Raw genomic sequence first — 17,052 nt, forward strand, 5'->3', positions numbered from 1 at the left:
ACTGGCTTGTGTCTTGGTCGTTCATCTCAGCGTGGGGCGAGGCGATCTGACGGATGCTGAATGGGCGCGGCTGAGGCCGCACTTGCCGTGGAACGTCGGGCGGGGCGGGCGTTGGAAGGATCATCGTCGGGTGATCAACGGGATTCTGTTCCGGCTGAGGACGGGTATTCCGTGGCGGGATCTGCCAGCGCGGTTCGGGAAGTGGAAGACGGTGCACGACCGGCATCGTCGCTGGTCGGCGGATGGCACGTGGGAGAGGGTTCTGCGGGCTGTCCAGGCTGATGCCGACGCGGCCGGCGGTATTGACTGGTCGATGGTGAGCGTGGACTCCACGGTGTGCCGGGCTCACCAGCATGCCGCGGGCGCTCGCAGGGAGGCGCCACGCAATTCCGGGAAGCGCACCCGTCCGGTGCAGCACCGTCCCGACGAGGGCCTGGGCCGTTCCCGGGGCGGGCTGACGACGAAGATCCACGTGGTCGGTGAGGGCGGATTGCGGCCGCTGGCCACGCTGGTCACTCCTGGGCAGTGGGGTGACGCGCCGCAGATGGTTCCGGTCCTGGAGCGAGTGAGGGTGCATCGCCCGGCCGGTGGCCGTCCTCGTACCCGTCCCGGCCATCTGGGCGGCGACAAAGCTTACTCGTCGCTTCGGAATCGCCGGTATCTGCGGCGCAGGCAGATCAAGCACACCATTCCCGAGCGCAAGGACCAACGGGCCAACCGGAAGCGGCGGGGCAGCGCGGGCGGCAGGCCCACCGGCTTCGACACGACGGTCTACAAGCGTCGCAACGAGGTGGAGCGGCTGATCAGCCGGTTGAAGAATTATCGGGCCGTGGCCACCCGCTTCGACAAGAGAGCGTACGTGTTCCATGGCAGCGTGACCGCCGCTTCCGTACGCCTCTGGATTCGTCCCTGACCGGGCGGGCCGATCTCTGAGATGAGTCTGCTGGGTGCAGCACCGGGCCCCTCCAGCAGTCGCTCACGCACGGAGACTGGAGGGGCCGGAAGGGCCGTCGGCGGTGGGGCTACTGGTTGAAGATGACGGAGCGGAACTTCAAGCCCTCGCCGCCGAAGCCGCTGTACGCCCTCAGGGAGAAGGACTCGCCCTCGCATTCGAGGTCGGTATAGACGGTGACGATGCTGTTGGTGCGGTTGCGCGGGGAGTGCGCGGGAGTCGTGCTCGGGTCGGCGACCTCGGCCAGGTCGATGCACTCGCGGCCCTTGGGGTCACTGAGCCTGGCCTCGATGGTCTTGCCGTCCTTGTTGTAGGTGAAGACGAACTGGCCGGTCGCGGCGTTGGCGGAGGTGGGCAGGGTGACGACGAGCGCGAGCGCGCCCAGGGCGGCGGCGAGGGAAGTACGGAAACGCATGAGGGCATCCTTAGACGGAGGGGTGGATTCCTCCCCAGGCTGTCCATGCCACCACCGGCTCAAGACGGGGGGCAGTGTGCTGTCACCCGTTCGTGAACGCCGAAACCTTTCCGCAGCGGCCATGTGGGGGAACCCGGTTCACGCCCTGCCCACTGATCTATCGGACACGCCCTAGGGCCATGGCCTGCCGCGACTGCACCGGACACCACCCGATCCGTCTGGACGCCTACCCGGCCGGCAACCCCCGCGCCTCCCTCGTGGCCGCACACCGCGCCACCGAGGCCCGCGCCGACGCCCCCGGACCGGTCCACGTCCACTACGACGCCACCACCGACACCTTCACCGTCATCCGCACCGACCCCACCACCGCGAACCAGCGCTGAAGGAGCCCTCATGGACGAAGACGAGTACTGCGACGAGTGCGCCGACTACGGCTGCGCCGGCCACGAACTGTGCGACGAGTGCGCGGGCGACATCTGCAACGAGTGCGACGGCTGCGACTGCCACGAGTCCCCGTGCCCCGGCTACATCGCGCACTACACCGGCACCGACCTCTAGCTAAGCCAAGGGCGGCCCCCGCATCTCGCCAAAGAACTGGGGCCGCCCTTGTCCATCCGCCCACTACAGACCTGATGGAGGTCTCCAGCATGACGCAATCCACCCCCATCCGGCGAGACGGCCACCGGCCGTTGCTGCTGGATCTGTTCTCCTGCGCCGGCGGCGCCGCCATGGGCTACGCCCGTGCCGGTTTCGCCGTGCACGGCTGCGACATCGTCGACCGGCCCAACTACCCCTTCTCCCAGCACCGGGGCGACGCCCTGGAACATCTCGCCCGCCTCATCACCACGGGCGCGATCCAGCAGTACGCGTTCGTCCACGCGTCCTGCCCGTGCCAGGCAGGATGCGCGCTGACCGTGGGCACCAACCAGTCCCAGGGATGGGGCGGAACGCACATCGACCTCGTGGCGCCCACCCGCGAACTGCTTGACAAGACCGGCCTGCCCTACGTCATCGAGCAGCCCAACGGCCGCGCCGCCATCCGCAAAGACCTCACCCTGTGCGGCGAGATGTTCGGCCTCGGCGTCATCCGCCACCGCAACTTCGAACTCGGCGGCTGGAACATCGAGCAGCCGGCGCACCGCCCGCACCGGGGCCGCGTGCGCGGCTACCGTCACGGCCGGTACTTCGACGGCCCGTACGTGGCCGCGTACGGCAACGGCGGCGGCAAGCCGTCCATCCCCGAACTTCAGGCCGCACTCGGTATCGACTGGACCGACGTACGCGAGGAACTGACCGAGGCCATCCCGCCCGCCTACAGCGAGCACATCGGCCGCGCCTTCCTCACCTCCCGCACGGCGGGGGTGGCGGCATGAGCGAGCACCTGCGCACCGCGCTCGACCTCGCGGCCTCACGCATCCCGGTCATGCCCCTGCGGGCAGGGAAGGTGCCGTTTGCCAACTGCCGCCGCTGCACCGACAACGCCTGCGGCGGACGGCCCAACATGAAGACCCCCGGCCCTTGCACCTGCCCGGCTCCGTGCCACGCATGGGCCGCCGCGACGACCGACCCGGACGTCATCACCTCCGGCCTCTGGCGCCGTGCGTGGCTGCGCGCGAGCGCGGTCGCCTACCACCCGGGCGGGGCGGGGCTGACGGTCGTGGACCTGGACAACGCCGACGCCATCGCGTGGGCCCGCGAGACCCTGCCCGCCACGCCGATCGTGCCCACCACCCGCGGTGAGCACTGGCTCTACCTGGGTCGGATGCAGTCCGCGAACGCGGTTCGGCCCGGTGTGGACATCAAGTCCACGATGGCCTACGCCCGCTGGCTCGGGTTCGGCACGGGCGCCATGACGGCGTTGCCGGATGCCGTGCGCCAGTTGGCCGTGAACAAGCCGCCGACGATCCGGCCCACGCCGCGCACCGTCACCGCGTCCGCGCCGGCCGGGGGCGGGGAGTGCCGCCACCGCACGCCCGCCTACCTGGAGCGTGGCATCGCCATGGCGGCCCAGCGCATCACCGAGGCGACCAGCGGCGTGCACGCCACCGTGTACCGCACCTTCCTGGCCGTGCTCTCCACACACGGCCGGTGCGGCTGCCTCACCGACGCCCACATCACCCGTCTGTTCACTGCTGCGCAGGCCAAGGGCGAGACCCTGCGGCACTGCACCGACGCATGGAACAACGCCCGTTCGAAGTTGGGACTGTGACGTGTCCGACGAGGAGAAGGACCCGGCGCGCAAGGTCATCACCGACTACGCGCAGACCCACTTCCGGTACTTCCGCACGGTCGACGGCACCGTGTACGCCCAGCGCACCGGCCACCCCGTGGCTCGCCCCATCCGCTCCCAGGGAACCACCGGGAGCCACCGCCAAGAACTCATGGTCGACCTCTTCCGCGACGGGGTCGGTGTCTTCAACGGAACTGCCCTCAAGGAGGCGTTGGACTTGATCGAAGCACTCGCCCTGACCGAGCAGGTACAGCCCACCCACATCCGCGTCGCCCCCGGCTTGGACGGTGCCACCTGGCTCGATCTGGGCCGCGACGACGGACAGTCGGTACGCATCCATCCCACCGGTTGGGACATCCGCGTCCCTGACCCCGCAGAGGTCTGCTGGCGGCGTACCCAGCTCACCGGCGAACTCCCCCTCCCAGCCCAGGACACCGACGGCAAAGGTCTGGATCTGCTGCTGCGGCTGTGCAACTTCGCCGACGCCCAGACCGAATGCCTGGCCCTCGCCTGGCTCATCGGCTGCCTTGAACCCTCCGTCCCGGTTCCGGCGCCCTTCCTGACCGGCCCGCAGGGCGCGGGCAAGTCCACCGCCGGGCGGATGCTTATCCGCATCATCGAGGGGATGAGCAGCGACCTGCGCCGTCCCCCGAAGGACGAAGAGAACATGATCACGGCCGTGGCCGCCGGGTGGATCACCGCTTTGGACAACCTCTCGCACCTGGCCCCGGACCTGTCCGACCTCATGTGCTGCGTCATCACCGGAGCCGAGAGCATCAAGCGCGCGCTGTTCACCGACGGCGACGTCGTGCGCTCCCGCTACCGCCGCCCGGTCCTGCTCACCGGCATCGACGTCGGCATCATCCGCCCCGACCTCGCCGAACGTCTCCTCACCCTGCGCCTGGAGCGCCCCCGGGTGCGGCGCACCGAGGCGGAGTTGTGGGCGGAGTACGCCGAGATCCTCCCCGTCGTACTCGGCTCGCTCCTGGATCTCACCGTCAAAGTCCGCGCGGCCGAAGCGGAAACCCCCACCGACCTGCGCATGGCCGACTTCGCCCACCTGTGCGCCCAACTCGACGCAGCCACGGGCTTCGGGACCCTGGCCGCCTACCGGGCCAGCCTGGACGACCTGAACGACGACGTCATCGAAGGTGACCTGCTGGCGCAGACCGTCCTGCAGCACGCTGCCGGCCTCGCCCCCGGCGAGGAGGTACGCATGACGTCGGCCGAGTGGCTGCACTGCCTCACCACCCTCTACAGCGGCGAGGACTACCGCCCGCTGCCCAAGGGCTGGCCCACCACCGGCAAAGTGCTCTCTGATCGGCTGCGGCGCATCCAGCCCACCCTGGCCGCCCGGGGCGTCCTGGTCGAGTGGGGCCGCACCAGCGCCGCCCGCTACATCGAGCTCAGCCGCCAGGCCCCGACCCCGCTGCACCAACAGCAGACCGCGTTCTAACTGCCCGCACGGGCGGACAAGCAAGAGGAGCACGCCCCGCCCGGGGTGCTCCTCTTGCTGTTCGGCGGCGCCAGCCGCCCTGCACAAGTCGCGCCGCGAAGCGGCCCGTTCTTCATGTCCTGAGCGGCGACGCACCACCACAGAAACCACCCCCTCGTTTTCCTAAGTAGGGGAGGTCTGCGTCATTGCGTCACCAGGGTCCGACAGACGGCCGCTGACCAGCACAGACAACGGTGACGCAGACGGCGGATCCTGCGTCACTCCCGCGTCATCCGCGTCACCCCATGACGGGAGCCCGTGTCACAGGTGACGCAGGCCCCATCCTGCTGCGTCACTCAAACCCGCAGGTCAGGGGTCTTATTGACGCAGGTGACGCGATGACGCAGAAATCCGCACCTAGGACACACCCGGGCCCACGACCTGACTCCCGAAGGCAAGAGATGCACCGCCGAGGAGGCTCCTTAATGAGTGCCACCGCTGCACCTGTCGCCAGGCTCCTCTACACCCCGGAGGAGGCAGCCGAGGCTCTCGCCATCGGCCGTTCACTGATCTACGAGGAGATCCGCCTTGGGCGCCTCCAGACGGTCCGGATCGGTCGACGTCGACTCGTTCCGCCCGAGTACATCGCGGAGTACGTCGAGCTACTCAAACGAGAAGCGCAAGCAGCCGCATAGCAGTCGGACAACACGCCAGGCAGGATCCGCCTCAGCGGGCCCTGCCTGGCCATATAGGAAGGCAGTAACGGATGACCGAGGATTCCGAGGGGCGCCGCAGGGCGGGCCATGGTGAAGATTCGATCTACTGGGACAAGTCCAAGGGCCGCTACGTAGGAGCTGTTTCCCTTGGGCACACGCCAGCAGGGAAGCGCATCCGTCCCGCGGTGTCTGGCAAGACGAAGACCGAAGTACGGCGCAAGTTGCGTGACCTGAAGAAAGAGCTTGAGGCAGGTCGAAAGACGCCCGCCAACTACACGGTCTCCCAAGCTGTGAATGACTGGTTCCGTCAGGGGCTCAAAGGGCGCGAGGCCAGCAGCATCGAGACCTATCGGAGCCTTTCCAGGACCCACATCCATCCGGACTTGGGGTATGCCAAGCTGCGCGAACTTGAGGCGGACGATCTGGATGAATGGCTTGAGGAGAAGGCGGAGGTGCTGTCCACGCAGTCCTTGAAGATGCTTCATTCAGTACTGCGACGCTCCATCGGCCATGCACAGCGCAGAGGCAAGGCCCTGCGCAATGTGGCGGAGTGGGTCGAGGTTCCGGACGGGCGGCCCGGCCGCCCCAGCAAGTCGCTCACCTTCGAGCAGGGGGAAGCCGTACTGCAGGCCAAGGTGGGCACCTGGATTCATGTCTATGTGGTGCTGTCTCTCCTGGTTGGAGTGCGCACCGAGGAGGCCCGGCCACTCCGTTGGACGCACGTGCACACACAGGTAGTCGGCGGAGTGAAACCCCACGTGGACGTGTGGAGGTCTGTACGCCGAGGTGGCGACACCAAGACCCGTAAGAGCAGGCGCTCGCTGGCCATGCCGCGCCAAGTCGTACCAGTCCTGGAAGCGCACAGGGCGTCGCAGCGCAGCAAGTGCAAAGAGTCGGGGACGGTATGGGATCCGGACGGCCTTGTTTTTCCCTCTGAGACTGGGGAGCAACGGACCGCCCTCAACGTGCGGCGCAACTTTCGGCTCCTCCTGAAGGACGCTGGTTTCGAGCAGCCGGCGGAGTGGACTTCGCGAGAGCTGCGCACCAGTTTTGTGTCCCTACTTTCTGATCACGGCGTGCCGATCGAGTCCATCGCACGTCTCGTAGGCCATAGCGACAGTGGCACCACGGAGAGGGTCTACCGCAAGCAGCTTCGTCCCGTGCTCACAGAAGGCGCTGAAGCCATGGACGACATCTTCGGGGAAGGTGCGAGTGACGGGGCCGACGAGGGACTTACAGGGGCGTAGTGGTGGGCTTTGGCTCCCGGTTTGGCTCCTTGGCTCCATCGCGAAGTACTTATACGCGCCTTGACCTGCGATGGAGTTGGACGCGACTCCTATGGTGCCTTTAAGGAAGCCTTCAAACTCCGCTCAGGTCGTGCCCGGATTGCTCTCGCCCAGCCACCGGTACCGCCGCTCCGGCCGGCCCGTCCCGCCGTACCGGAGCGTCACCTCCGCGCGCCGGGTGGCGACGAAGAATTCCAGGTAGCGGCGTGCGCTCACCCGGGACAGTGAGCCTGCCCGCGCGCACTCCGACGCCGACAGGCCCTCGGGGTGTCCGCGCAGGGTCTGCTCCACCAGTTCCGCCGTGTGCGCGGCCAGTCCCTTCGGCAGTTCGCGCGAGCCCGGCGGCCGTGTGCCGAAGAGCTGGTCGACGTCTTCCTGGCGCGCCTCCCGCAGGCCGTCGAGCCGGGCCCGCAACGCCGCCACGTGCCTTAACTGCTCGTGCAGCGCCGCCCGGTTGAACGGCTTGATCAGATAGTGCAGGGCGCCGGCCCGCAGCGCCGCCCGGACGACCGCGGCGTCCCGCGCCGCCGTGATGAACAGGGCGTCCACCGGCCGGCGGCCCGGCTCGCGCTCCTCGGCGGCCCGCAGCTCGCGCAGGACCGCGATGCCGTCCATGTCGGGCAGGTACACGTCGAGGAGGACGAGATCGGGGTGGAGCCGCCGCGCCGCGTCGACCGCCTCGGCGCCGCTGTGGGCGACCCCGACGACGGTGAAACCCTCCACCGCCGCGACATACCGACTGTGCAGCTTGGCGACCATGAAGTCGTCGTCCACGACCAGCACCCTTGTCATCGCCGCAGGCTATGGGCGCGACCACAACGACCACAACGACCGTTGATTCCGGAAGCGAGACAGCTCGCCGGCGCACGGGCAGCATGTGGGCCACCTCACACCCGACCACGTACCGACAGGTGGTGGCACACGTGCGCCTGCGCACCCCCCTCGCCCTGCTCGGGGCCGCCCTCCTCGTACTCCTTGCGCCGCCGCTGCTCACCACGGGCAGCGGCGCCGGGACCGGCACCCAGATCCCCGGGCTGCGCCTGATGGTCCCCAACACGCCCGGCGGCGGCTACGACATCACCGCCCGCACCGCGGCGAAGAACGCCGAGGACGCCGGACTCACCCACAACATCGAGGTGTTCAACCTGCCCGGTGCGGGCGGCACCGTCGGCCTGACCCGGCTCGTCGGCGAGCACGGCAACGGCAAGCTCGCCATGTCCATGGGCCTCGGCGTGGTGGGCGCGGCCCGCTCCAACCACGCCCCGAAGACCCTCTCCGACACCACGCCCATCGCCCGGCTCACCGAGGAGCAGGACGTCGTCGTGGTCGCCGACGACTCCCCGTACAAGACGATCGGGCAGCTCGTCGACGCCTGGAAGAAGAACCCCGGCAAGGTCACCGTGGGCGGCGGCTCCTCGCCCGGCGGGCCCGACCACCTCGCCCCGATGCTGATGGCGCGCGCCGCCGGCATCGAGCCGAAGAAGGTCAACTACATCCCGTTCGACGGCGGCGGCGAACTCCTCGCCTCGATCCTCGGCAGCAAGGTCGCCTTCGGCGTCTCCGGGGTCGGCGAATACCTGGACCAGATCAGGTCCGGGGAGCTGCGGCTGCTCGCCGTCACCGGGCCGAAGCGGGTGAAGGGCCTCGACGGGCCGACCCTCCGGGAGTCCGGCTACGACGTGGACTTCACCAACTGGCGCGGCATCGTCGCACCGCCCGGCCTCAGCGACGCCGAGCGCGAGAAGCTCACCGTGCTCGTCGAGAAGCTGCACGCCTCACCCGAGTGGAAGAAGTCCCTGAAGACCAACGGCTGGGACGACGCCTTCCTCACCGGAAAGAAGTTCGGCGCCTTCCTGGACGCCCAGGACCGGCGCGTCGTCTCCGTACTGAAGGAGCTCGGCCTGTGACCGCCACCGACCCTCCCCCTCAGGCGCCGAACCGCCGCGCCTGGCTGCGCGACCACTCCGAACTCGGCGTCTGCGTCCTGCTCTCGGCCCTCGGCGCGCTCGTCCTCACCGACGCGCTCACCATGGACGTGGACCTCACCCAGCGCGGACCGATCGGCCCCAAGACCGTACCCCTCGCCGTCGGCATCGCCCTGCTCGTCGTCGCCGTGCTGCTCGCCGTCGACGTGCTGCGCGGCGGCCGCGGCGAAGCGGAGGGCGGCGAGGACGTCGACCTCTCCGAACCGGCCGACTGGCGCACCGTGCTGCTCCTCGCGGGCGTCTTCCTCATGACCGCCGTCCTCATCGAACCGGCCGGCTTCCCGGCCGCCGGAGCGCTGCTCTTCTGGGGCGCCGCCTACGCACTCGGCAGCCGCCGGCTCGACCGCGACCCGCTCATCGCCGCCGCGCTCTCCGTCGTCACCTACGAGGTCTTCGACAACCTGCTCGGCGTGCCCCTGCCGGGCGGCCCCCTGATGGGAGTGGTGTGACATGAACTCCTTCGCCTCCCTGATGGACGGCTTCGGTACGGCCCTCACCCCCGTCAACCTCCTGTGGGCCGCCGTCGGCGTCCTGCTCGGCACGGCGATCGGCGTGCTGCCCGGCATCGGCCCCGCGATGGCGGTCGCCCTGCTGCTCCCGGTGACGTACGGACTCGAACCGACCGGTGCCTTCATCATGTTCGCGGGCATCTACTACGGCGCGATGTTCGGCGGCTCGACCACCTCGATCCTGCTCAACACACCCGGCGAGAGCGCGGCCGTCGTCGCCGCCATGGAAGGCCATCCGATGGCCAGGTCCGGACGCGGCGCGCAGGCCCTAGCGGCCGCCGCCGTCGGACACTTCGCGGGCGGCATGATCGGCACGACGCTCCTGGTGGTCCTCGCGCCGACCGTCGCCGACCTCGCCGTCGGCATCGGCGCGCCCGACTACTTCGCCATCATGGTGCTCGCCTTCATCGCGGTCACCTCCGTGCTCGGCTCCTCCCGCATCCGCGGCCTCGCCTCGCTCCTGATCGGCCTGACCATCGGCCTCGTCGGCCTCGACCAGATGACGGGCCAGCAGCGGCTCACCTTCGGCTCGCTCCAACTCGCCGACGGCATCGACGTGGTGATCGTCGCCGTGGGACTCTTCGCCATCGGCGAGGCCCTGTGGGTCGCCGCCCATCTGCGCCGCACCAGCGGCCGGGCGATCCCGGTCGGCCGCCCCTGGCTGGCCAAGGAGGACGTGCGGCGCACCTGGAAGTCCTGGCTGCGCGGCCCGCTCATCGGCTTCCCGTTCGGCGCGATCCCGGCGGGCGGCGCGGAGATCCCCACGTTCCTGTCGTACGTGACGGAGAAACGGCTGTCCAAGCACAAGGACGAGTGGGGCAAGGGCGCCATCGAAGGGGTCGCGGGACCCGAGTCGGCGTCCTCCGCGTCGGCCGCCGGCACCCTCGTCTCGATGCTCACGCTCGGCCTGCCCACCACCGCCGTCGCCGCCGTGATGCTCGCCGCCTTCCAGCAGTACGGCATCCAGCCGGGACCGCTCCTCTTCGAACGCGAGGCGGACCTGGTCTGGGGCCTCATCGCCTCACTCTTCGTCGGCATGGTCCTGCTCCTGGCCCTCAACCTCCCGCTCGCCCCGCTCTGGGCGAAGCTCCTGCGCATCCCGCGCCCGCACCTCTACGCGGGCATCCTCTTCTTCGCGGCCGTCGGCGCCTACGCGGTCGGCGGCGAACCGCTCGACCTCGTCATCCTGCTCGTCATCGGCCTGATCGGCTTCGGCATGCGACGGTACGGACTGCCGGTCCTGCCCGCCGTCATCGGCGTCATCCTCGGCCCGAACGCCGAGCAACAGCTGCGCCGCGCCCTGCAGATCAGCGACGGCAGTGTCTCCGGCCTCGTCGACACGCCCTTCTCCGTGACTGTCTACGGCCTCATCGTCCTGATCGTGGCGTGGCCCTTGTTGAGGAAGGCGGTGGTGCGGGCACGCCGACGTGCCGTAGACGTAGAGGCATGACCCCACCCGAGGCCCACGAGACCCCCGACGCCGCCGCGGACATCCGGCGCGCCACCGCCGCCGACGTGCCCGCCGTGCGGGCGGTCACCGACGCGGCGTACCACCGCTACATCGAACGGATCGGGGTCGTCCCCCGCCCGATGGAGGCCGACCACGCGGCCGATGTGGCGGCCGGATTCGTGTACGTCACCGGGGACCCCGTCGTGGGCCTCCTGGTCCTCGTCCCGCGCCCGTACGAAGGACGGCTCCTCCTGGAGTCGATCGCGGTCCACCCCGACGCCGCGGGGCAGGGGGTGGGCCGCCGCCTGCTCGCCTTCGCCGACGCGCACGCGCGGGAGCTGGGGCTCCGTGAGATCCAGCTCTACACCAACGCGATGATGTGGGAGAACCAGAAGATCTACCCCCGGTACGGATACGAGGTCATCGAGCGGCGGGTGGACGGGCCGTACGACCGCATCCACTACCGCAAGCGGCTCACGGACGGCTGACGGCCGCCCTCCCGCGTCTCATCCGTCCGGCCACCAGGTCCGCTGGACGTCCTTGCGCACCTCGGGCCTCTCCTGCGGCCGGACCTCCGCCTCCTGCCGCTCGCGCGCCCTGCGGCTGACGGACTTGCCCGCGGGCTTGTGCGTGGTCACTCGGCGCATCGCGGCCTCCCGGCTTCCCGACTCCTGCCTTACCGATGTCCATTCAAGGCACTCGGTAGACCTCTTGAGGCCCGCTTTCTGATCGAGGGGCCGATTGTCAGTGGTGGCTGCGACGATCGGGACATGACGATCAACGAGTGCGGCACGCCGCTCACCTGGGCCGATCCGGTCGACTGGGACGCGGCCGCGGACACCTTCGACGACGAACCGGACCACGGCCTGCGCGACGAGCGGGTGCGCGCGGCCTGGGCGGAGCGCATGGGGGAGTGGCTGCCGGACACCCCCGGTGACGTGCTGGACCTCGGCTGCGGCACCGGCAGCCTCGCCCTCCTCGCGGCCGGGCGCGGCCACCGCGTCACCGCGGTCGACCGCTCGCCCGCCATGGTGGAGCGGGCCCGCGTGAAGCTGGCGGACCACGACGCGGAGGTCCTGACCGGCGACGCGGGCCGGCCCCCGGTCGCCGGACGGAAGTTCGACGTCGTCCTGGCCCGCCACGCCCTGTGGCTCCTGCCGGACCCGGAGGCCACCCTCCGCCACTGGTGCACGCTGCTGCGCCCCGGCGGCCGGCTCGTCCTCGTCGAGGGCGTCTGGGGCACCGTGAGCCCCGTCGGCCTCCCCATGTCCCGCCTGATCCCGGCCCTGACCCCACTCGTCACCCACCTCCACACCGAACGCCTGTCGGGGGACGCGCGGTTGTGGGGCGGCCCGGTCGCCGACGAGAGATACGCGGTCGTGGGCACCGTGCGGGGCACCCCCGTCCGGCACACAGAGAACGTCGACGTTCCGCCCTTGAGCGATGCCTGACCAGTTCCCGGGGCAGGACGTCTGACCACTGTGCTCAGGTCGGTCGGGGTGACGTGAGTCGCGTCGAGTTCGAGGCACGGCGCAGGCGGGGAGCCCGTCAATGGTGAGCCGGGGAAGTGCTCGGGGCTCCACTGGCATCCCCTGTCCCGGTTGCCGCACGACATGGTGGCGTACTGCCGCGCCGCCCTGACCGCCTGGCACGAGGGCCGGCACTTCGCCGTGCACTGGCAGTCGGACGACGAGCCCGTGGCGTACGACGAGGCCCGCACCGCGGCCCTGGAGCCGCTGGCACCTGCGCGGACGGGTCGGCCCTAGGGCATGTCCGCGAAGTCGCGTCGTTCGCCCGAAGGGTGTGGCCCGCGGCGTCTGGTGCGTGCGATCGCAAGGCGGAGGGTCGCCCTCGTACCGGGCGTACTCGGGCGGGTCCGACAACGCGGCGAGCGTGCGTGCCAGGCGTCGCGGGCCAGACGGGGCTTCGCGGACAGACCCTAGGGGAGGGGGAGGCCGTCGTTGCGGGCCAGGGTCTCCAGGGTGTCCAGGGCGCGGGTCGCCTCGGCGGCCGCCGCCGGGTCCGTGGTGGACAGGCCGCTCGCGGCGAACTCGTCCTCGTCCAGGCGCAGTACGGTGCCGCCGTCCGCCGAGCACCACAGGTCCAGGTCCAGGTCCTCCACGGTGAGCACCGCGCCCTCGCGGACGGCGGGGCGGGTCACGTCGCAGTACCAGCCCTTCAGCGTGCCGTCCGCGGCGTACACCTCCTTGATCGCGTACCAGCGGTCGCGCCAGTAGTGCTCGGTGAAGACGTCCCCCGGTTCGAAGCGCACGAAGCCGAAGTCGCGGACGCCGGGGGCCGCCCACGGGGCGCGGACGGTGACGCGGACGCCGTCGTCGTCGAGGAGCCGCGCCGGGTAGCGGATCTTGGTGCGGCCCGCCTTGACGAGGGCGACCTCGACCGTCGCGTCAGCCGAGGGTCCGGACATGACGCACCTCCGTCCCGCAGATCTCGTAACCGAACCACTTGTTGATCGCCAGCATCGGCTCGTTCCCGGCGTCGTTGCCCGTGAACGCCTCCGTGCAGCCCGCCGCGCGGGCCCGGTGCAGGGAGTCGTTCTTGGCGAGCTTGGCCAGGCCGCGGCCGCGGTGGGCGCGCGCGGTGCCCGTCATGCCGGACGCGTAGCGCCCCGCACCGTCGGTGCGGGCCAGGGTGAACGCCGCGGGACGGCCGTCCACCAGCGCGACGGTGGTCAGCTCCCGGCTGACCAGGGGGTGGTGCCACGTCTCGGCGAGCCAGTGCTCGTAATCCTTGAACTCCGCGGCCACGTCGCCCGGTTCGTCGGCCACCGTCTCCGCGTCCAGCGCGAACAGAGGCCGCGCGTCGTCCGCGTACACCGATCCGCTGACCAGCTCGACCCCCGTCGGGGGCTCCCGGCGGGGCGGCAGCGTGCCGTGTGCCAGGTCCAGGCGGAGGAAGTGCGCGCCGCGGCGCTCCAGGTAGCCGTGGCGGGCGGCGAAAGCGCGGGCGGCGGGCTCGTCGAGCACCCAGGAGTACACGGCCTGCGCGCCCGCGTCGGCCAGATGCGCCTCCGCGGTGCGCAACAGGAGCGTGCCGGCCCCCTCGCCGCGCCGCTCCGGATGGACGTACACGTTGGCGTAGCCCTGGCCCGGCTCGGGGCTGTCGTGGGCGATGCCCACCTGCGCCGTACCGATGACCTCGCCGTCGACCTCGGCGATCAACTGCCGGTACGCGGAGTCCGGATGGGCGTGCGCACGGTCGAAGGCGACCGCCGCGGGGGAGATGAGCATGGCGGGCACGCAGGCGCGGCGCACGGCGGCGAAGCCCGCGTCATCCGCGGCGGCCGTCGGGGCATCGGAGCTGATCGCTCGGACGATCACAGTCATGGAGCCGCACGGTACGCGCGCCCCGCGCCGGGACGCCTCCCATTTTCGGTGCACACGCCCAAGGACGCGGGGCGCGCGGACCGGCCTGCGGGGCGGAAGTGCGGGACAATCACCGGGTGACGTTGAAGATCGACATCGATGGTGGCGCGGGCGACGCGCCGTACGAGCAGGTGCGGGCCCAGATCGCCGAGCAGGCGAGGTCGGGGCTGCTGCCGGTCGGCTACAAGCTGCCCACGGTGCGGGGGCTCGCCGAGTCCCTCGGGCTCGCGGCCAACACGGTCGCCAAGGCGTACCGGGCTCTCGAAGGCGACGGCGTGATCGAGACGCGGGGGCGGAACGGGACGTTCGTCGCCGCCGCGGGGGACGCCGCGGCGCGGGCCGCCTCGGCCGAGGCGCAGGCCTACGCGGAGCGGGTGCGGCGGCTCGGGCTCTCGGAGCGCGACGCGGCGGCCGCCGTGCGGGACGCGCTGCGGGCGGCGTACGGGGACGCCGGCTAGGCCACCGGCCCCGGCCGCACCCGTATGCCGTGAGCCGGATCCGCTACAGGTACAACCCGGCGTCCGCGCCCTCCCGTTGGTCGGGGACCGAGGTGGGCGCGGTGCCCCGGCGCAGCGCGAACAGTTCCGCGAGGGTGGCGCCCTCGCGGCCCACGCCCTCCTCCGTGCCGAGCCATTCCACCGCCTCGGGGCGGGTCAGCGGGCCGACCTCGATGCGGGCCAGGCAGCGGCCGGGGCGGACCACCGCGGGGTGCAGGCGCTCGAGGTCCTCGTTGGTGGTGACGCCCACCAGGACGTTCCTGCCCTGGCCGAGCAGGCCGTCGGTGAGGTTGAGCAGCCGTGAGAGCGCCTGGCCCGCCGTGTGCTTGGCCTCGCCGCGGATCAGCTCGTCGCAGTCCTCCAGGAGCAGCAGCCGCCAGCGGCCCTTCGCCGTCCCGTCGTCCTCACCGATCGCGATGTCCATGAGGTAGCCGACGTCGCCGAAGAGCCGCTCCGGGTCGAGGACGCAGTCGACCTGGCACCAGTCACGCCAGGAGCGCGCCAGCGTCCGCAGCGCCGACGTCTTGCCCGTGCCCGGCGGGCCGTGGAGCAGGAGCAGCCGCCCCGAGATGTCCTCGGGCGTGGTCTTCATCAGGGTGTCCATGGCGTCGGCGACCGGCGCCGTGTAGTTGGGCCGCACCTCTTCCCAGGTGCCGGCCGAGATCTGCCGGGTGGTGCGGTGCGGGCCGCGCCGCGGGGAGACGTACCAGAAGCCCATGGTGACGTTCTCCGGCTGGGGCTCCGGCTCGTCCTGCGCGCCGTCCGTGGCCTGCTTGAGGACGCTCTCGGCGAGTTCGGCGGTGGTCGCCGTCACCGTGACGTCCGCGCCGCGGTTCCACCGGGAGACGAGCAGCGTCCAGCCGTCGCCCTCGGCGAGGGTCGCACTGCGGTCGTCGTCGCGGGCCGCGCGCAGCACCCTCGCCCCGTACGGCAGCAGCGTGGAACCGGATTTGACGCGGTCGATGTTGGCGCTGTGCGAGAAGGGCTGCTCGCCCGTGGCGAAGCGGCCGAGGAAGAGCGCGTCCACGACATCGGACGGGGAGTCGCTGTCGTCGACGTTGAGCCGCATCGGCAGTGCGTCCTGTGGGTTCGCAGACATGCCGACATGATCCGGCACGTACCCCCGTCGTGCACCAGGTTTCCGCAGTGCGTTTCTTCCGTCCCTCTTCCGGGCGTCGGCGCCACGCCGTTCGAGATGCGGAGGATGCGTGCAGATGTTCCCCACCGGTCACAGCGGCGGTCGGTGAACTCCGCGGACGGGAAAGGGAATTGTCGGGGAAGTTATTGACATGAACACTATCGGCGGCCGGGGGTGCGTGCTACCACGGTCGAGGCAGAAACCCTGCTAAGGGAGGTTCCATGAAATTGTCCCGGATCACGGCATACATGTCCTCGCTCCTCCTTGCGGCCGCCTTCGCTCTCACCGGAGCGGCGGCGGCCCACGCGGACCCGTCGGCCGACCAGCGGGCCGCCGCGACCGGCTATGTGGCCCTCGGCGACTCCTACTCCTCGGGCGTCGGCGCCGGCAACTACGACGGCGCAAGCGGCGACTGCAAGCGCAGCACCCGCGCCTACCCCGCCCTGTGGGCCGCCGCCCATTCACCCTCCAGCTTCAACTTCGTCGCGTGCTCGGGCGCTCGTACGGGTGATGTTCTCTCCGGCCAGCTGGGCCCGCTGGGCTCCGGCACCGGACTCGTCTCGATCACCGTCGGCGGCAACGACGCGGGATTCGCCGACGTCATGACGACCTGTGTGCTGCAGTCCGAGAGCAACTGTCTGGCGCGCATCAACACGGCGCGCCAGTACGTCGACACCACCCTCCCCGGCAACCTCGACAGGGTCTACGACGCGATCAGCGCGAAGGCCCCGGCCGCCCACGTGGTCGTCCTCGGCTACCCCCGCTTCTACAAGCTGAGCGGCGGCTGCCTCGCGGGTCTCTCCGAGCGTGAGCGGGCCGCGATCAACGACGCGGCGGACTACCTCAACGCCGCCACCGAGAAGCGCGCCGCCGACCACGGCTTCACCTTCGGCGACGTCGCGTCCGCCTTCGCCGGGCACGAGATCTGCTCCGGCAACGCCTGGCTGCACAGCGTCAACTGGCTGAACATCGGCGAGTCCTACCACCCCACCGCCGCCGGACAGTCCGGTGGCTACCTCCCCGTGTTCACCGCGGCCGCCTGATCCGGGGCCA

Annotated in this window: 22 protein-coding genes; 16 read left to right on the forward strand and 6 right to left on the reverse strand. The window is 70.6% G+C overall.

Annotated elements, in window-relative coordinates:
• The first annotated feature begins 31 nt into the window (after positions 1–31).
• Positions 32–913 carry an IS5 family transposase gene (locus ACZ7DY_RS28420; RefSeq protein ID WP_471140866.1) on the forward strand — a complete coding sequence of 294 codons (882 nt, stop codon included), beginning with the start codon at positions 32–34 and terminating at the stop codon, positions 911–913.
• A gap of 109 nt (positions 914–1,022) precedes the next feature.
• On the opposite strand, the gene ACZ7DY_RS28425 is transcribed toward ACZ7DY_RS28420, so the two are convergent.
• Complete coding sequence (locus ACZ7DY_RS28425; RefSeq protein WP_471139995.1) at positions 1,023–1,367, reverse strand: peptidase inhibitor family I36 protein; 345 nt, start codon at positions 1,365–1,367, stop codon at positions 1,023–1,025.
• A 179-nt stretch (positions 1,368–1,546) separates the two neighbouring features.
• Between ACZ7DY_RS28425 and ACZ7DY_RS28430 the strand changes: the two genes are divergently transcribed.
• The 7 genes from ACZ7DY_RS28430 (at position 1,547) to ACZ7DY_RS28460 (ending at position 6,995) form a co-directional block, all read left to right on the forward strand.
• Complete coding sequence (locus ACZ7DY_RS28430; protein ID WP_471139997.1) at positions 1,547–1,750, forward strand: hypothetical protein; 204 nt, start codon at positions 1,547–1,549, stop codon at positions 1,748–1,750.
• 10 nt (positions 1,751–1,760) lie between these two features.
• The gene (locus tag ACZ7DY_RS28435; RefSeq protein ID WP_471140000.1) at positions 1,761–1,925 is read left to right on the forward strand and encodes a hypothetical protein; all 165 of its coding nucleotides are present in this window, start codon (positions 1,761–1,763) and stop codon (positions 1,923–1,925) included.
• An 89-nt stretch (positions 1,926–2,014) separates the two neighbouring features.
• Positions 2,015–2,740: a DNA methylase gene (locus ACZ7DY_RS28440; RefSeq protein ID WP_471140002.1), complete on the forward strand. Its 726-nt coding sequence runs from the start codon at positions 2,015–2,017 to the stop codon at positions 2,738–2,740.
• Positions 2,737–3,576, forward strand: coding sequence for a bifunctional DNA primase/polymerase (locus tag ACZ7DY_RS28445; RefSeq protein ID WP_471140003.1), 840 nt, complete (start codon positions 2,737–2,739; stop codon positions 3,574–3,576). Before ACZ7DY_RS28440 ends, ACZ7DY_RS28445 begins: the two co-directional genes overlap by 4 nt.
• A gap of 1 nt (position 3,577) precedes the next feature.
• Positions 3,578–5,053, forward strand: coding sequence for an ATP-binding protein (locus tag ACZ7DY_RS28450; RefSeq protein ID WP_471140005.1), 1,476 nt, complete (start codon positions 3,578–3,580; stop codon positions 5,051–5,053).
• A gap of 464 nt (positions 5,054–5,517) precedes the next feature.
• Positions 5,518–5,727 (forward strand): helix-turn-helix domain-containing protein, encoded by a 210-nt coding sequence (locus tag ACZ7DY_RS28455; protein WP_471140007.1) that lies wholly within the window; start codon positions 5,518–5,520, stop codon positions 5,725–5,727.
• A 71-nt stretch (positions 5,728–5,798) separates the two neighbouring features.
• The gene (locus ACZ7DY_RS28460) at positions 5,799–6,995 is read left to right on the forward strand and encodes a tyrosine-type recombinase/integrase (protein ID WP_471140010.1); all 1,197 of its coding nucleotides are present in this window, start codon (positions 5,799–5,801) and stop codon (positions 6,993–6,995) included.
• 123 nt (positions 6,996–7,118) lie between these two features.
• Here ACZ7DY_RS28460 and ACZ7DY_RS28465 read toward each other — a convergent pair whose 3' ends face one another.
• Entirely contained in the window at positions 7,119–7,826 is a 708-nt protein-coding gene (locus ACZ7DY_RS28465) for a response regulator (protein WP_471140013.1), read from the reverse strand.
• 131 nt (positions 7,827–7,957) lie between these two features.
• Between ACZ7DY_RS28465 and ACZ7DY_RS28470 the strand changes: the two genes are divergently transcribed.
• Genes ACZ7DY_RS28470 through ACZ7DY_RS28485 form a run of 4 tightly spaced genes read left to right on the forward strand, consistent with a single transcriptional unit; the run spans position 7,958 to position 11,466 of the window.
• On the forward strand, positions 7,958–8,941 hold the full coding sequence (locus ACZ7DY_RS28470; protein WP_471140869.1) for a Bug family tripartite tricarboxylate transporter substrate binding protein: 984 nt from the start codon (positions 7,958–7,960) through the stop codon (positions 8,939–8,941).
• Entirely contained in the window at positions 8,938–9,468 is a 531-nt protein-coding gene (locus ACZ7DY_RS28475; protein ID WP_471140015.1) for a tripartite tricarboxylate transporter TctB family protein, read from the forward strand. Before ACZ7DY_RS28470 ends, ACZ7DY_RS28475 begins: the two co-directional genes overlap by 4 nt.
• Before the next feature lies 1 nt (position 9,469).
• Positions 9,470–10,978 (forward strand): tripartite tricarboxylate transporter permease, encoded by a 1,509-nt coding sequence (locus ACZ7DY_RS28480; protein WP_471140018.1) that lies wholly within the window; start codon positions 9,470–9,472, stop codon positions 10,976–10,978.
• Positions 10,975–11,466: a GNAT family N-acetyltransferase gene (locus ACZ7DY_RS28485; RefSeq protein WP_471140020.1), complete on the forward strand. Its 492-nt coding sequence runs from the start codon at positions 10,975–10,977 to the stop codon at positions 11,464–11,466. Before ACZ7DY_RS28480 ends, ACZ7DY_RS28485 begins: the two co-directional genes overlap by 4 nt.
• An 18-nt stretch (positions 11,467–11,484) precedes the next feature.
• Here ACZ7DY_RS28485 and ACZ7DY_RS28490 read toward each other — a convergent pair whose 3' ends face one another.
• Positions 11,485–11,625, reverse strand: a complete 141-nt coding sequence (locus ACZ7DY_RS28490) for a hypothetical protein (RefSeq protein ID WP_471140022.1) — start codon at positions 11,623–11,625, stop codon at positions 11,485–11,487.
• Positions 11,626–11,748: 123 nt separating this feature from the next.
• Between ACZ7DY_RS28490 and ACZ7DY_RS28495 the strand changes: the two genes are divergently transcribed.
• Both ACZ7DY_RS28495 and ACZ7DY_RS28500 read left to right on the forward strand, forming a co-directional pair.
• Positions 11,749–12,429 (forward strand): class I SAM-dependent methyltransferase, encoded by a 681-nt coding sequence (locus ACZ7DY_RS28495; RefSeq protein ID WP_471140023.1) that lies wholly within the window; start codon positions 11,749–11,751, stop codon positions 12,427–12,429.
• A gap of 150 nt (positions 12,430–12,579) precedes the next feature.
• Positions 12,580–12,744: a hypothetical protein gene (locus ACZ7DY_RS28500; protein WP_471140026.1), complete on the forward strand. Its 165-nt coding sequence runs from the start codon at positions 12,580–12,582 to the stop codon at positions 12,742–12,744.
• Between the two features lie 173 nt (positions 12,745–12,917).
• On the opposite strand, the gene ACZ7DY_RS28505 is transcribed toward ACZ7DY_RS28500, so the two are convergent.
• Positions 12,918–13,406 carry a ribonuclease FAU-1 family protein gene (locus ACZ7DY_RS28505; protein WP_471140027.1) on the reverse strand — a complete coding sequence of 163 codons (489 nt, stop codon included), beginning with the start codon at positions 13,404–13,406 and terminating at the stop codon, positions 12,918–12,920.
• Positions 13,387–14,325, reverse strand: a complete 939-nt coding sequence (locus ACZ7DY_RS28510; protein ID WP_471140030.1) for a GNAT family N-acetyltransferase — start codon at positions 14,323–14,325, stop codon at positions 13,387–13,389. Before ACZ7DY_RS28510 ends, ACZ7DY_RS28505 begins: the two co-directional genes overlap by 20 nt.
• 116 nt (positions 14,326–14,441) lie before the next feature.
• Between ACZ7DY_RS28510 and ACZ7DY_RS28515 the strand changes: the two genes are divergently transcribed.
• Positions 14,442–14,822, forward strand: a complete 381-nt coding sequence (locus ACZ7DY_RS28515; RefSeq protein ID WP_471140032.1) for a GntR family transcriptional regulator — start codon at positions 14,442–14,444, stop codon at positions 14,820–14,822.
• A 43-nt stretch (positions 14,823–14,865) separates the two neighbouring features.
• On the opposite strand, the gene ACZ7DY_RS28520 is transcribed toward ACZ7DY_RS28515, so the two are convergent.
• Positions 14,866–15,960, reverse strand: coding sequence for a DUF5925 domain-containing protein (locus ACZ7DY_RS28520; protein ID WP_471140034.1), 1,095 nt, complete (start codon positions 15,958–15,960; stop codon positions 14,866–14,868).
• 260 nt (positions 15,961–16,220) lie between these two features.
• Here ACZ7DY_RS28520 and ACZ7DY_RS28525 point away from each other — a divergent pair, with 260 nt between their 5' ends.
• Positions 16,221–17,042: an SGNH/GDSL hydrolase family protein gene (locus ACZ7DY_RS28525; protein ID WP_471140036.1), complete on the forward strand. Its 822-nt coding sequence runs from the start codon at positions 16,221–16,223 to the stop codon at positions 17,040–17,042.
• Positions 17,043–17,052 lie beyond the last annotated feature (10 nt).

It is taken from the genome of Streptomyces sp. NPDC037013 (assembly GCF_055607265.1).

Bases quoted from the DNA above. Each gene is read 5' to 3' on its own strand.
- ACZ7DY_RS28425 (WP_471139995.1), bottom strand. From the start codon at position 1,367: ATGCGTTTCCGTACTTCCCTCGCCGCCGCCCTGGGCGCGCTCGCGCTC.
- ACZ7DY_RS28430 (WP_471139997.1), top strand. From the start codon at position 1,547: ATGGCCTGCCGCGACTGCACCGGACACCACCCGATCCGTCTGGACGCC.
- ACZ7DY_RS28435 (WP_471140000.1), top strand. From the start codon at position 1,761: ATGGACGAAGACGAGTACTGCGACGAGTGCGCCGACTACGGCTGCGCC.
- ACZ7DY_RS28440 (WP_471140002.1), top strand. From the start codon at position 2,015: ATGACGCAATCCACCCCCATCCGGCGAGACGGCCACCGGCCGTTGCTG.
- ACZ7DY_RS28445 (WP_471140003.1), top strand. From the start codon at position 2,737: ATGAGCGAGCACCTGCGCACCGCGCTCGACCTCGCGGCCTCACGCATC.
- ACZ7DY_RS28455 (WP_471140007.1), top strand. From the start codon at position 5,518: ATGAGTGCCACCGCTGCACCTGTCGCCAGGCTCCTCTACACCCCGGAG.
- ACZ7DY_RS28460 (WP_471140010.1), top strand. From the start codon at position 5,799: ATGACCGAGGATTCCGAGGGGCGCCGCAGGGCGGGCCATGGTGAAGAT.
- ACZ7DY_RS28465 (WP_471140013.1), bottom strand. From the start codon at position 7,826: ATGACAAGGGTGCTGGTCGTGGACGACGACTTCATGGTCGCCAAGCTG.
- ACZ7DY_RS28480 (WP_471140018.1), top strand. From the start codon at position 9,470: ATGAACTCCTTCGCCTCCCTGATGGACGGCTTCGGTACGGCCCTCACC.
- ACZ7DY_RS28485 (WP_471140020.1), top strand. From the start codon at position 10,975: ATGACCCCACCCGAGGCCCACGAGACCCCCGACGCCGCCGCGGACATC.
- ACZ7DY_RS28490 (WP_471140022.1), bottom strand. From the start codon at position 11,625: ATGCGCCGAGTGACCACGCACAAGCCCGCGGGCAAGTCCGTCAGCCGC.
- ACZ7DY_RS28495 (WP_471140023.1), top strand. From the start codon at position 11,749: ATGACGATCAACGAGTGCGGCACGCCGCTCACCTGGGCCGATCCGGTC.
- ACZ7DY_RS28505 (WP_471140027.1), bottom strand. From the start codon at position 13,406: ATGTCCGGACCCTCGGCTGACGCGACGGTCGAGGTCGCCCTCGTCAAG.
- ACZ7DY_RS28510 (WP_471140030.1), bottom strand. From the start codon at position 14,325: ATGACTGTGATCGTCCGAGCGATCAGCTCCGATGCCCCGACGGCCGCC.
- ACZ7DY_RS28520 (WP_471140034.1), bottom strand. From the start codon at position 15,960: ATGTCTGCGAACCCACAGGACGCACTGCCGATGCGGCTCAACGTCGAC.
- ACZ7DY_RS28525 (WP_471140036.1), top strand. From the start codon at position 16,221: ATGAAATTGTCCCGGATCACGGCATACATGTCCTCGCTCCTCCTTGCG.